The following is a 13,412-nucleotide window of genomic DNA, read 5'->3' as shown; positions in this document are numbered from 1 at the left end:
CGGCTCCGGCCGACCCGTCCCAGCAATCGGTTGCTCCTGGCAATTGTTCCCAGGTCGACGGCGTACCCTGCCGACCATGTCCAGCCAGGTCGACGAGCTCGTGCTCGAACCCGCCGGGGCGTCCACCGTCCGTGAATCCGCCGTTCGCGGGCCGGTCGACGGCCGCCCTCGTGGGGCGCTGCGCCGTGCGCGCGTCGCCGCGCGGCTCCTCGAGCTCGGACGCTTCAGCTTCGTCGGGACGATCGCGTTCTTCGTCGACCTCGGCGTCTTCAACCTCCTGCGGTTCGGCCCCTGGGAGGCGCTCAGCTCGAGCCCCCTCGAGGCCAAGGCGTTCGCCGTCGTCGTGTCGACCCTGGTCTCGTGGCTCGGCAGCCGCTACTGGACGTTCTCCGACCGGCGCACCACGCAGCGCACGCGCGAGCTGGTCGGCTTCCTGCTCGTCAACGCCGTCGGCATGGCCATCTCGATCGGGTGCCTCGCCTTCTCGACGAGCGTCCTGGGCCTGACCTCGCCGCTCGCGGAGAACATCTCCGCGAACGTGGTCGGCCTGGCCCTGGCCAACGTCTTCCGCTACGTGAGCTACCGCAGGTTCGTCTTCACGGGAGCCTGACCGGGCCCGGCATCCCGCCGATCACCGGAGCGCCCGCACCTAGCGGGGCTCGACCTCGGGTCCACGACCACGCCGACGCCGCCGCCCGCCCCGCGCGGAGATGAGCGTCCCCGTCGGCAGGACGACCCGCGGGTCGAGCGTCCGCGGGACCCCCGCGAGGAAGAGCGCGAAGATCGGCGGACGGCGCTGCGCGAGCTCGAGCCTTCCTCCGTCGGCTGCGGCCAGGTCGCGCGCGAGCGCGAGACCCAGGCCCGTCCCCGCTCCTGAGGTCGCACCGCGCTCGAAGACCCGTGGCGCCATCTCGTCCGAGACGCCCTCGCCCTCGTCGCCGACCTCGACGGCGACCGCGCCGCTCGTCCCGCTGGGGCGGGCGCGGACGGTCGTGGTGCCTGCACCGTGCTTGAGCGAGTTCTCGATGAGCGTCGCGAGGACCTGGGCGAGCGCGCCAGGTGTCGCGAGGACCTGGTACCCCTCGGGCACGTCGATCACGAGCTCACGCCCGGCCTGGGCGAACGTCGGCACCCACTCCTCCTCCTGCTGCCGGACGACCTCGATGAGCCGCACGGCCTCGGTGGTCCCGCCCTGGGCCCGCCGCGACTGGGTCAGCAGGTCGTCGACCACCGTGACGAGCCGCTCGACCTGCTCGAGCGAGATCCGGGCCTCCTCCTGGACGGCAGGGTCGTCCGAGGCCATCGAGATCTCCTCGAGCCGCATGCTCAGCGCCGTCAACGGCGTGCGGAGCTGGTGCGAGGCGTCGGAGGCGAACTGCCGCTCGGCCGCGAGGCGGCCGGCCAGGCGGTCCGAGCTGCGTGCGAGCTCGGCTGCGACGAGGTCGATCTCCTCGACCCCGGAGGGTTCGAGCCGCGGGCGCACCTGCCCCGACCCGAGCTGCTCGGCCGACGCCGCGAGGTAGACGAGCGGCGCGGAGAGCCGGTTCGCCTGCCACACGGCCATGGCGATCCCGGCCGCGAACGCCACGACCGAGGCCGCCACGACGAGCAGGACGATCTGGGCGGCCTTCCAGTAACTCTCGGCGAACGACGTGCTGAGCGCGACCGTCGCGTTCTGGTCCGTCCGGTCCGCCGCCTCGTTGGCTCGCCCCGTGACGACCTCGCCCGCGGTCATCTGCTCGCCGTCCGGGAGGTTCACGAACACGTACGCGGGCAGCTCCCCCGGTCGCCCCACGGACGCGTTGTCGAGGACCGACTGCGGGATGGGCTCGTTCTGCGCGAGCCTGTTGTCGATGTTCCGCGCCAGGGTGTCGACGCGGCCCTGGAGCTGGTCCATCTCGTTGGCCAGGACGAACTGCGCCCCGAGGAACGCGAGCGGAAAACCGAGCAGGAGCACGGCGACGGCGACGGCCGCGACCGTCGCCTGCAGAACGCGTCGACGCACGCTTCCCCGACCTTTCGCTCAGCCCCGTCGGGGGATCAGCCCTCGCCGGTCTCGAAGCGGAAGCCGAGGCCTCGCACCGTGGAGACGTAGCGCGGCGAGTTGGCGTCGTCCCCGAGCTTGCGGCGCAGCCAGGACACGTGCATGTCCAGGGTCTTGGTGGAGCCCACGGGCTCCGAGCCCCACACGTCTCGCATGAGGGTGTCACGCACCACGACGGACCCCGCGCTCGCGATGAGGACGCGCAGGAGCTCGAACTCCTTGGTCGTCAGGTGCAGCTCGCGGTCGCCCTGGAAGGCGCGGTGCGCAGCGACGTCGATACGGACGTCCTGGGCGACCAGCTCTTCCTCGTCGGTCGGGTCGCCGTGCGTACGACGCAGCAGCGCCCGGACGCGGGCGAGCAGCTCGGCGAGGCGGAAGGGCTTGGTCACGTAGTCGTCGGCGCCGGCATCGAGGCCGACCACCAGGTCGACCTCGTCGGCACGCGCGGTGAGGACCAGGACCGGTGTCGTCAGACCCTTGTTGCGGATCTCACGTGCGACGTCCAGGCCGTCCATGTCCGGGAGGCCCAGATCGAGGACCACGATGTCGACACCGCTCGCGGCGTCGATCGCTCCTTGACCAGTTCCATGCACGACCACGTTGTAACCCTCACGCGTCAGCGCACGCGCCAAAGGTTCGGCAATCGCCGGGTCGTCCTCCGCTAGCAGTACGTGGGTCATTCGATCATGCTAGGGCATTCGCAGAACTTTGGCGTTATCCATCAGGCCCCGTGGGACGCTCGTGACGCACCTGATGGACACGCTGCAGCCGGGGTTCCGCTCTGCCCGGGTCTGTCCCGGTCCGCGCCGTCCGGCAGGACCCGCGCCCGCCGGTTCCCCACGGCAGGACCTCGTGCGCCGCCCCTCGTCCTGGCCGCCCGCCGACCGCGGGTCCCCCCACGGTCGCGCGTCGCGTCCGTCCCCGGGAGGACGTGTCGTCCCGGTCCCGCCACCTACCCTGGCAGTCATGGGTTGGTACGAGAACATGGGCAAGTGGTGGGAGCGGCACCGGTTCGCGGTCGACCTCACGAGCACGGCCGTCATCGCGCTCGTCTTCATCCCGTTCGCGCTCGCGTACGGGACGAGCGTCACGGGCGGGTCGACGCTCTCGACGCTGTTCACGATCGGCATGCTGGCCCCGCTCCCCTGGCGACGGGTCCGCCCCGTCGCCTCGGCCGTCACGGTCTACGCGGTCGCGCTCGTCCACCTGCTCGTCGGGATCGTCTTCCTGCCGTCCGACTTCCTCCTGCTGATCTCGCTGTTCTCGGTGACGGTCTACGGCCCTCGCTGGGCCCACCGCACCGCGATGATCTCCTCGGCGGCCGGCTCGCTCGTGCTCGGGCTGAGGCTCGCCGTCAACGCGAGCAGCACGGCCGAGGCCGCGGGGGTGCTCGTCTTCACGGCGATGTTCACCACGATGATGTTCCTCGCGGTCTGGGCCTTCGGTCTGGTGCGCCGCTCGCGGCGCGAGACCATCAACGCCCTGGTCGACCGTGCCGAACGCCTCGAGGTCGAGCGCGACCAGCAGGCGCAGATCGCGACGGCCGCCGAGCGCTCGCGCATCGCGCGCGAGATGCACGACATCGTGGCCCACTCGCTGTCGGTCATCATCGCCCAGGCCGACGGCGGCCGGTACGCAGGAGCCGCCGACCCCGCCGCGGCCACGCGTGCGCTGGCCACGGTCTCGGACACCGGTCGTGCGGCCCTCGCCGACATGCGCCGACTGCTGGGCGTCCTGCGCACCGACGACCGCGACGCGGTCGCGGGCTCGGGCCACCCCGCGCAGCTCACGCACGCCCCCGGGCTCAACAACCGTCCCCGGCAGGTCCTGGACGAGGCCCGGGCGACGGGCGCGGCGGCAGGCACGGCGACGAGCCAGACGACGGGCCCGCGCACGAGCAGCCCGACGACCGGCGCCGTGCCGACCGCCACCGGGTCCGTGCGGCGCGTCGAGCTCACGCCCCAGCCCGACTCGGCCGACCTCGAGTCGCTCGTCTCGCAGGTCCGCGACAGCGGCATGCGCATCTCGCTCGTCCGCATGGGCACCCCGCGCCCGCTGCCCCCGGGCGCCGGTCTGACGGTCTACCGCGTGTGCCAGGAGGCGCTCACCAACATCCTCAAGCACGCGGGCCCCGACCCGACCGTCACGGTCGTCGTGACGTGGGGGGTCGACACGCTCCAGCTCGCGGTCGACGACGACGGCCGCGGGGCGTCCGCCGACGGCACGCACTCCCCCGGCTACGGCCTGCTCGGGATGCGCGAGCGCGCGGTGATCTTCGGCGGCGCGGTGACCACGGGTCCGCGACCCGGTGGCGGCTTCCGCGTCCGGTTCACCATGCCCATCCCCCGGCTCGACGGCGTCGCTCCCCCCGTCCCGGCGCCGCCCGCTCCGCCGTCGGGCAGGATGGGGCAGCAGACGTCCGGCACCCCCGCCCCCGCACCCGACGATCCCCAGGAACCATGACCTCCACCTTCTTCACTCCCGACCTCCCCGCGCAGGCCCCCATCCGGGTCGCGCTCGTCGACGACCAGCAGCTCGTGCGTGCCGGGTTCCGGATGGTCATCGACTCCCAGCCCGACCTCCAGGTCACGGTCGAGGCTGGCGACGGGCTCCAGGCCCTGCGGCTCCTCGCGGACCACCCGGTCGACGTCGTGCTCATGGACGTGCGCATGCCGCACCTCGACGGCCTCTCGGCCACGGCCCAGCTCACCGCCGCGGCGGCCGAGGGCCAGCACGTGCCCCGGGTCATCGTGCTCACGACGTTCGACCTCGACGAGTACGTCCTGGAGGCCATCCGGTCCGGGGCCAGCGGGTTCCTGCTCAAGGACGCCCCGCCCGAGGAGATGCTCGCCGCGATCCGCACCGTGCACTCGGGCGACGCGGTGATCGCCCCGTCCTCGACCCGCCGGCTCCTCGAGCACCTGGTCGTGGCCCTGCCCGCCGAGCAGCTCGTCGACACGGGGGCGCAGGAACAGATCTCCTCGCTCACCGAGCGTGAGCGCGAGGTCCTCGTGCTCATGGCCCGAGGCCGGTCCAACACCGAGATCGCGAGCGACCTGTACGTCGCCGAGGCCACGGTCAAGACCCACGTCGGGCGCATCCTCGCCAAGCTCGGGGCGCGCGACCGCGTCCAGGCCGTGGTGACCGCGTACGAGACGGGACTCGTGCGCCCGGGCGCGTGACGCCGTCGGGCACCTGCAGGTAGGGGTCTCCCCCGGTCCGCGTACGACCACGGGATGACGTCCCGCGTCCCGAGGACCCGCCCCTCGCCGGACGCACGACCCCCGCCCCGGCTCCTAGTGTCGTCATCAGGTGGGAACGAGGGCCTCGAGCCCTCTCCCGCACCCCCTCGGTCCCGGCCACGGGCGCCTCGCGCGCCCCGCCCGGGACCGACGCAGACCGACGACGAACTCTCCTGGAGCAGACGTGGACACCACCGTGTACCAGCCCATCCCCGGCAACGCCCCGGCGCAAGGCACGCCCGCCGTGCGCGCCCGGTCCCTGACCAAGCTGTACGGCAAGGGCGAGGCGACCGTGCGCGCCCTCGACGGCGTCGACGTGGACTTCGAGAAGGGCGCGTTCACCGCGATCATGGGCCCCTCGGGCTCCGGCAAGTCCACGCTCATGCACCTGCTCGCCGGGCTCGACACCGCCTCGAGCGGCCAGGGCTTCATCGGGGACACCGAGATCACGGCCCTGGGCGACAACGAGCTGACCAGGCTGCGCCGCGACCGCGTCGGCTTCGTCTTCCAGTCGTTCAACCTGCTGCCCATGTTCACGGCAGAGCAGAACATCACGCTGCCGATCGAGCTCGCGGGACGCAAGGTCGACGCCGAGACCAAGGAGTGGCTCGCGACGCTCGTCCAGACCCTGGGCCTCGGCGCGCGCCTCACGCACCGCCCCAGCGAGCTCTCGGGCGGCCAGCAGCAGCGCGTGGCCATCGCCCGCGCGCTCATCGCCAAGCCCGAGGTCGTGTTCGCGGACGAGCCCACGGGCAACCTGGACTCGCGCTCGGGCGCCGAGGTCCTGAGCTTCCTGCGCCGCTCGGTGCGCGAGCTCGGCCGGACCATCATCATGGTCACGCACGACCCCACGGCTGCCGCCTACGCGGACCGTGTCATCCTCATCGCCGACGGGCGCATCGCGGGAGACATCGACAACCCGACGCCCGAGTCGGTCCTCGCCGGGCTCGACGCGCTGCGCACGCTCGAGAGCGACCCCGCGGACGCTCTCGCCGGCACCACCGGTCCGACGGCGGTGCGCGCCTGATGGTCCGGCTCACGCTGGCGCAGATGCGCCGCAGCATCGGGCGGCTGAGCGCCGCCGGCATCGCGATCCTCATCGGGACCGCCTTCCTCACCGCGACCCTGCTCGCGGGAACCGTCATCAACCGCATCACGACCGACTCGATCGCCGCGCAGTTCGCCGACTCCGACCTCGTGGTCGCGAACGGTGCCGGCATCGACGAGGCCGGGCTCGAGGAGATCCGTGGGACCGAGGGCGTCGAGGCCGCCGACCCGCAGGTCATGCGCGCCTTCGAGCTCGTCTCGGGGAGCAAGCGCACCTACCAGGTGGTCGTCCCGACCGCCTCGGACCCGCGCTTCGAGGCCCAGGAGGTCGTCGAGGGCGCGATGCCCGCACGCTCGGGCGAGATCGCGCTGCCGTCCGACGTCGCCGAGCGGTTCGGGCTCGCGCTCGGCGACACCGTGACGGTCGTGCGCTCGGTGTGGACGCCGAGCGCCGAGGGCGCAGCGCCCGAGGCGGGTGCACCCACCGAGGAGGGGGCGCTGCCGCAGGACGCCGCGTCGGCTGACGGGGGCGGCGACGCCGCCCCCGCCGACGAGCCCGCCCCCGACGAGGAGGCGCCCGCCGGCACCTTCGTGGACACCAACGAGAAGCTGACCCTCGTCGGGACCCTCGACGACCCCATGGGCGCCTACGCCCAGGTGGGCGGCGCGGGTGTCCTGTCGAACGAGGACCTGACCGCCTGGGAGGCCGAGAGCTTCGTCCCGGGCGACGCGGCGACCTCGTACAACGCGGTCCTGGTCGCCCTGGCGCCCGGTACCGACCTCGAGGCCGTCCGGTCGACCGTCACGGGCTCGCTCGGGGGAGACACCAAGGTCTGGACGAGTGCCGAGTACGCCAAGGACCAGGCCGCCCAGATGACGGGCGGCGAGGACGTCTTCACCTACGTGATCCTCACGTTCGCGGCGATCGCGCTGCTCGTGGCGGCCCTCGTCATCGCGAACACCTTCCAGGTGCTCGTGGCCCAGCGCACCCGGACGCTCGCGCTCCTGCGCTGCGTCGGCGCCGACCGCAAGCAGCTGGCGCGCTCGGTCCTGCTCGAGGCCGTCATCCTGGGCCTGGTCGCCTCGGTCGCCGGCATCCTGTTCGGCATCGGGCTCGTCCAGCTCGCGCTGACCGTCGCGGGCAGCATGGACCTCGGCATCCCGCTGCCCTCGGTCGTCCAGGTGACGGCCGTCGCGGTCCTGGTCCCCCTGCTCGTCGGGACCGTCGTGACGCTCGTCGCGTCGTTCTCGCCGGCGCGTGCCGCGACCCGGGTCGCCCCGCTCGCCGCGCTGCGTCCCTCCGACGCACCGACCCTCTCGTCGGGCGCAGGACGCGTCCGCCTCGCGATCTCGTCGATCCTCGTCGTCGGCGGTGCAGGCCTCCTCGTCCTGGGGGTCCTCCTGGGACAGCAGGGCAGCGCGGAGGCCGGTCTGCTCGCCGCGACCGCCGGTGGCGCGGCCTCGTTCGTGGGCGTCCTCGTGGGAGCGATCTTCTGGCTCCCCAAGGTCGTGAGCGTCGTGGGCAAGGTCCTCACGGGCTCGGGCAGCACGGCGAAGCTCGCGGCCGCGAACACGCTGCGCAACCCGCGCCGCACGGCCGCGACGAGCACCGCGCTCCTCATCGGCGTGACGCTCGTGGCCATGATGTCGACCGGGGCCGTGAGCGCCCGGATGAGCATGAACAACGAGCTCGACGGCCGCTACCCCGTGGACGTCTCGCTCGCGACCGACGGCTACGACGAGTACGGCGGCAACCAGCCCGTCGAGCTCCCGCAGTCGACGATCGCCACGGCCGAGAAGGTCGACGGCGTCGAGTCCGTCGTCCCGCTGACCGCGACGTCCGTCACGGTCCCCCTCGACGGGAACGACATCACGTTCCTCGCACGCGGCGTCGACCCCGGTGCGGCGACCGCGCTCTCGCGCGACAAGAAGGCCGTCGAGGGCCTGGCCCCCGGCACGGTCGTCGTCCCGGCAGGGGTCGCCGAGAGCTGGGACATCTCGACGGGCGACCAGCTCGTCCTGACCGCCGCACCGCTCCCCGAGGACGCGAACCCCGAGGGCACGCCCGCGACCCTCGAGGCCCTCGTGACCCCGATGGGTGGACGTGCGCTGCTCGTCACGCCGCAGACGCTCGAGGGCGTCGCGACGGGCGCGCCGGTCACGACCGCGTGGGTCGGTCTGGCCGACGTCAACGACGCCGCGTCCGTGGTGCCCGCGCTCCAGGACGCGCTCGCCGACAGCGACCTCCCGATCGACGTCACGGGCGCAGCGGTCGAGCGAGCGATGTACCAGAAGGTCGTCGACACGATCCTCGGCGTCATCGTCGGTCTCCTCGCGGTCGCGGTCGTCATCGCCCTCATCGGCGTCGCGAACACGCTCTCGCTCTCGGTCATCGAGCGCCGCCGTGAGTCCGCGACCCTGCGGGCCATCGGCCTGAGCCGATCCCAGCTGCGCTGGATGCTCGCGATCGAGGGCATGCTCATCGCGGGGGTCGGTGCCGTGCTCGGCATCCTGCTGGGCATCCTGTACGGCTGGGCCGGCGCGTCCGCGGCCCTGGCCGTGATGGGCGACGTGACGCTCGCCGTGCCGTGGCGCGACGTCGCCCTGGTCCTGGTCGTGGCCCTCGTCGCCGGACTCCTGGCGTCGGTGATCCCCGGCCGCTCGGCCGCCCGCACCTCCCCGGTGGAGGCGCTCGCGGTCGACTGACCCGCGGCAAGGCTCGACGCCCGACGGTGCGCCTGTGGACGACCCCCTCGTCCACAGGCGCGCCGTCGTCGTCTGCGGGGGCGTCCGCCCGAGCGCCAGGATCGGCTCGTGCGCATGACCCTCCATCCCGGCCTCGACGTCCTGCTCGAGCCCGGCGCCCGCCTGGGCGACCTCCGGGCCGACCTCGCGCGCCTCGCGCGCCGGCCCGAGCTGCTCGTCTCGCCGCTCGCGGTCGACGGGGTGCTCGTGCACGACGACCACCTCGTCGGCACCCGCCCGTTGCTCCCGGGGGCGACGCTGCGCGCACTTCCACCGGGGTCGGGTCCGGCCGCGAGCGCGGGGGCGCAGGACCCGGAGGCCGAGGCGCTGCGTACGCCCTGGCACGTCGCGGTCCTGTCGGGCCCGGGGAGCGGCGGGCTGCACGCCCTGCACGAGGGCTCGAGGCTCGTGCTGGCCACCTCGGACCTCGGTGGTGCGACGGTCGTCGTGACGCTCGCGGCCCGGCGCGGCGCGGCGTTCCCGTGGACCCGGCGGACCGGGCGGCGCCCGCGGGCCCGGGCCGCGGTCCAGATCTCGGTCCGGGGCGCTCGCGCAACGTGGGAGTCCCCCGGCGTGCGTCCACGCCGGGTGCGGGGCCCTCGGTTCCGGCCCTGGCCCCCGGGCAGGGTCCTGCTCGTGGGCGACGCGGTCCACGACCTGCGCCCGCGTCCCCGTCTCGAGGAGTGGGCCGTCACGAGCGCGCTGCCCCTCCCCGCCCCGGCGCCGGCCGTCGGTCCAGGCCTCAGCGGTCAGTCGATCGCCATGGCGCTCACCCCCGCGGTCGGCTCGCTCGCGCTCGCGGCCACGCTGCGTCAGCCCGTGCTCGCGCTCCTGGCCCTGCTCGGTCCGCTCATGCTCGTGGTCCCGCTCCTCGTCGCTGCCCGACGACGTCGCTCACCCGGGCAGGACGGGTCCGGCCCTGCCGCCGGCCAGGCCGTGCGACCGGGGCCGGGCGTCAGCACGGGCCCCCGGCGCTCCGCCGGTGCGGGTGCGGACGACGGGCGACCGGTCGCGCCGCGAACTAGTACGGACCCTGTCGGCATGCCCTCCCTCGCCGGCGCGCAACGGGGCACGGGTGCGGGCAGAGATGTGAGCCCGGACCGCGTCCCCGGGCCGGCGACCGAGCCCGCCGACGGCGGGCCGCCGGTCCCGAGCCCGGCAGACCTCATGACCGCCGTGATCGCGGTCCACCGCGCCGCTCCCGACCCGTCGCGCGCGCAGGGTGCCGCTCCGGCGACGAGTCTCGGTCCAGCCCCCGGGACCGGCACGCCTCCCGGGCTACCCAGCGCCCCGGGGGCACGGCTCCCCGACGGGTGCGTGGCCGTCGTCGGGCAGCGGGCCGACCGGCTCGCCGCGGCCCGCACGCTCCTCCTGGCCCAGGTCGCCTCGGGCGCGACGGTCGAGGCCGTGCACGCCGACGAGGACGCGCACGAGTGGGCGTGGTTGCGCTGGCTCCCCCGGGCCTCCCGGCGCCGGGACACCTCTCCGGGAGCCCCCACGACCGACCGCGCGCTGCTCGTCGACGACTCCCCTGCCCGGCACGACGGCCGCCGGGACGGCGCCCAGGCCCTCGACCGGTGGTGGGCCACCCGGAGCCCGCACGACCGGCTGATCCTGCTCACCCCGGACAAGATCACCGTGCCTGCCTGGTGCCGGACCGTGCTCGACGCCACGCACGGCAGGTGGCACCTCGCGGACGGCAGCGACGGGCCCGCCCCCTGGTTCGGTGTGACCGCCGGCTGGGCGGAGCGGTACGCCCGGCACCTCGCCGCGACGGCCCGGCTCGGGCGCTGGCCCGTCGGCGCGGGCACCCCGACGACCGGGGGACCGTCCGACCCCGCCGCCTCCGGGCTTCCCGTCACGGTGTCCCTCGCGGCGCTCCTCGGGCTCACGGCCGACGAGGCAACCGCCCCCGCAGCCGACGTACCCCGCTCGCTCGCGACCCACGTCGCGCTCCGGTGGGAGGCGTCCGCCCAGAACGCGTCGACCACCCCAGGTCTCCCGGTCCCGCTCGGGCTCGATGCGTCCGGCCGACCGGTCCTGGTCGACGTCGTCCGGGACGGCCCGCACGCACTCGTCGCCGGGACCACGGGCGCAGGCAAGTCCGAGCTGCTCCAGTCGCTCGTCCTGGGCCTGGCCCTCACCACGTCCCCGCGCGACCTCGCGATCGCGCTCGTCGACTACAAGGGCGGCGCGAGCTTCGGCGGGTGCGTCGGGCTCCCGCACGTCGTGGGGCAGGTCACCGACCTCGAGCCCGGCCTCGCGGGCAGGGCGCTCGCAGGGCTGCGCGCCGAGCTTCGCCGCCGCGAGCACGTCGTCGCGGGCGCGGGAGCCACGTGCCTCGAGGACCTGCCGCCCGGCGCCCTGCCCCGCCTGCTCGTGGTCGTCGACGAGTTCCGGGCGCTCGCGGACGACCTGCCGGACTTCCTTCCCGGGCTCCTGCGCCTCGCATCCCAGGGGCGCTCGCTCGGGGTGCACCTCGTCCTGGCCACCCAGCGGCCCGCCGGCGCGGTCACCGCGGACATGCGCGCCAACATCTCGCTGCGGGTCGCGCTGCGGCAGGTCGACGCGGGCGACTCGCACGACGTGATCGACGCACCGCACGCCGCACGGATACCGGTCGACCGCCCCGGGCGGGCCGTCCTGCGCCGCGGCGACGGTCCGCCCCTCGCGTTCCAGTGCGCCCATGCGGCCTCCCCAGCCCCACGGGGGACGGACACCGTGCGCCCCGCACCACGGTGGGGCGCGGCCCCCCTCCCCGTGCGTGCGCCGGAGCCGGACGCCCCCGACCTGGTGACGGTCCTCGTCGCGGCAGCCCGCGAGGCCGCGGCGACCGCGGCGCACACCCCTCACCCCGCACCCTGGCTCCCGGGCCTGCCAGGGCGCGTGACGCCGTCGGACCTTCCCGGCGCGCGCAACTCCCCCGGCGACGCCTCCGAACGCCTGCCCCTGGCCCTCTCCGACCTGCCCGCCGAGCAGCGCCGAGGTGTCGTGACGTGGGACGTCGGCGAGGGGCACCTCGCCGTCGTCGGCCGACCGCGCTCAGGGCGTACCACGGCGCTGCGGGCGCTCGCGGTCGCCGCCCTCGACCGGGGGTGGGACGTGCACGTCGTCGCCGAGGACCCCGCACTCACGGGGCCGGCGCTGCGGGAGCACGCGGGCTGCGGGACCGTCGTCGACCAGCACGACCCACGCCGCGTCGCCCGGCTCGTCGACCTCCTGCTCGCCCGGGCCGGGCGCCGCCCCACGCTCGTGGTGCTGGACGGGATCGAGGACCTGCGTGCCTCGCTCGGGCGCCTGGCCGGGGGCGCGGGGGCCGACCTCCTCGGCCGCCTCCTCGGCGACGGGGCGGCACGCGGCGTGCACGTCGCCCTCTCGGGGCAGACGCCGGGACTGGGCGGGCTCGCCCACCGTGTCGGGCCGCGGCTCGTGCTGACCTCGAGCGCGGTGCACGACGACGTCGCGCACGGCGTCCCCTCACGCCTCGCAGGACGCGGCGGACGAGCAGGGCGGGGCGTGTGGCTCGGGGCGGACGAGCCCGTCGAGTGCCAGGTCGTGATCGACGCCTCGCCGCTCGAGCGCGACGCGTCCTCGGACGCGCCGTCCCTCGACGACGGCCGGTCGCTTCCCCTCCGGCTCGCGCCCCTTCCCCGCCTCGTGCTCCCGGCGGACCTCCCGGTGCCGGGCGAGGACTCGCTGCGGGCCGTACCCGTCGGGATCGGCGGTGACGCCGCGGTACCGGTGTGCCTCGACGTGACCGCGGGTGGGCTCGTCGTCGGCCCGGGGGGCAGCGGGCGGAGCAGCGCTTTGCTCCTCGTGCTCGGGTACGCGCTGCCGACGGGCCGGGTGCGGGCCGTGCTCTCGCGCGACCCGCGTCTCGCGGAGCTCGTGACCACCGCTGCGGGCGCGGGCGACCTCGTGGTCACGAGCACCTTCTCCCCGTTCGAGGCAGCCACGGCGCTGAACCTGCTCGCCGCCACACCCCCGGCCCCGGGGGACGTCGTGGTCGTCGACGACCTCGACGTCCTCCAGCAGGCGTGCCCGCTCGAGGTCGAGACCCTCACGGGACTCGTCCGGACGGGAGTCGTGCTCCTGGCCTCCGCGTCGACGGTCGCCGCCGCGACGGCGCACCGGGGTCCGCTCGCCGAGGTGCGCGCAGCGCGCTGCGGGGTCGTGCTGCGCCCCGGCGAACGCGGCAGCGGCGACGTGTTCGGGATGTCGCTCGAGCGGGTGCTCGACCCTGGCGCGGGGCCCGCGGGTCGGGCCGTGCTCGTCCGCTCGGGCGAGCTCGTGCCCGTGCAGGTCGCGTTCGCCGGGTGAGGTGCGGCCGGGGC

8 protein-coding genes are annotated in these 13,412 nt (G+C 74.8%); 6 read left to right on the top strand and 2 right to left on the bottom strand.

The features are described from left to right. Nucleotides 1-76 precede the first annotated feature (76 nt). Nucleotides 77-610: a GtrA family protein gene (locus ASE27_RS03815; RefSeq protein WP_082608469.1), complete on the top strand. Its 534-nt coding sequence runs from the start codon at nt 77-79 to the stop codon at nt 608-610. Between the two features lie 39 nt (nt 611-649). Here the strand turns inward: ASE27_RS03815 and ASE27_RS03810 are convergent, their stop codons facing one another. Beyond that, entirely contained in the window at nt 650-2,005 is a 1,356-nt protein-coding gene (locus ASE27_RS03810) for an ATP-binding protein (protein ID WP_056645943.1), read from the bottom strand. A 35-nt stretch (nt 2,006-2,040) separates the two neighbouring features. Further along, entirely contained in the window at nt 2,041-2,724 is a 684-nt protein-coding gene (locus ASE27_RS03805; protein ID WP_056645940.1) for a response regulator transcription factor, read from the bottom strand. A gap of 286 nt (nt 2,725-3,010) precedes the next feature. Here ASE27_RS03805 and ASE27_RS03800 point away from each other — a divergent pair, with 286 nt between their 5' ends. The 5 genes from ASE27_RS03800 to ASE27_RS03780 all read left to right on the top strand — a co-directional run bounded on the left by ASE27_RS03800 (nt 3,011) and on the right by ASE27_RS03780 (nt 13,398). Continuing rightward, complete coding sequence (locus tag ASE27_RS03800; RefSeq protein ID WP_082608468.1) at nt 3,011-4,507, top strand: sensor histidine kinase; 1,497 nt, start codon at nt 3,011-3,013, stop codon at nt 4,505-4,507. Next, nucleotides 4,504-5,226, top strand: a complete 723-nt coding sequence (locus ASE27_RS03795; protein ID WP_056645937.1) for a response regulator transcription factor — start codon at nt 4,504-4,506, stop codon at nt 5,224-5,226. Before ASE27_RS03800 ends, ASE27_RS03795 begins: the two co-directional genes overlap by 4 nt. 244 nt (nt 5,227-5,470) lie before the next feature. Beyond that, complete coding sequence (locus ASE27_RS03790; RefSeq protein WP_056645935.1) at nt 5,471-6,313, top strand: ABC transporter ATP-binding protein; 843 nt, start codon at nt 5,471-5,473, stop codon at nt 6,311-6,313. A gap of 23 nt (nt 6,314-6,336) precedes the next feature. Next, complete coding sequence (locus tag ASE27_RS03785) at nt 6,337-9,039, top strand: ABC transporter permease (protein ID WP_235535335.1); 2,703 nt, start codon at nt 6,337-6,339, stop codon at nt 9,037-9,039. Nucleotides 9,040-9,153: 114 nt separating this feature from the next. Beyond that, nucleotides 9,154-13,398, top strand: a complete 4,245-nt coding sequence (locus ASE27_RS03780; protein ID WP_157257361.1) for an FtsK/SpoIIIE domain-containing protein — start codon at nt 9,154-9,156, stop codon at nt 13,396-13,398. Nucleotides 13,399-13,412: the final 14 nt, after the last annotated feature.

Source organism: Oerskovia sp. Root918 (assembly GCF_001428945.1).
GTDB lineage: Bacteria > Actinomycetota > Actinomycetes > Actinomycetales > Cellulomonadaceae > Oerskovia > Oerskovia enterophila.
This window is presented reverse-complemented; position numbering and strand designations above follow the sequence as displayed.

Bases quoted from the DNA above. Each gene is read 5' to 3' on its own strand.
- ASE27_RS03780 (WP_157257361.1), top strand. From the start codon at position 9,154: ATGACCCTCCATCCCGGCCTCGACGTCCTGCTCGAGCCCGGCGCCCGC.
- ASE27_RS03800 (WP_082608468.1), top strand. From the start codon at position 3,011: ATGGGTTGGTACGAGAACATGGGCAAGTGGTGGGAGCGGCACCGGTTC.
- ASE27_RS03785 (WP_235535335.1), top strand. From the start codon at position 6,337: ATGCGCCGCAGCATCGGGCGGCTGAGCGCCGCCGGCATCGCGATCCTC.
- ASE27_RS03805 (WP_056645940.1), bottom strand. From the start codon at position 2,724: ATGACCCACGTACTGCTAGCGGAGGACGACCCGGCGATTGCCGAACCT.
- ASE27_RS03795 (WP_056645937.1), top strand. From the start codon at position 4,504: ATGACCTCCACCTTCTTCACTCCCGACCTCCCCGCGCAGGCCCCCATC.
- ASE27_RS03815 (WP_082608469.1), top strand. From the start codon at position 77: ATGTCCAGCCAGGTCGACGAGCTCGTGCTCGAACCCGCCGGGGCGTCC.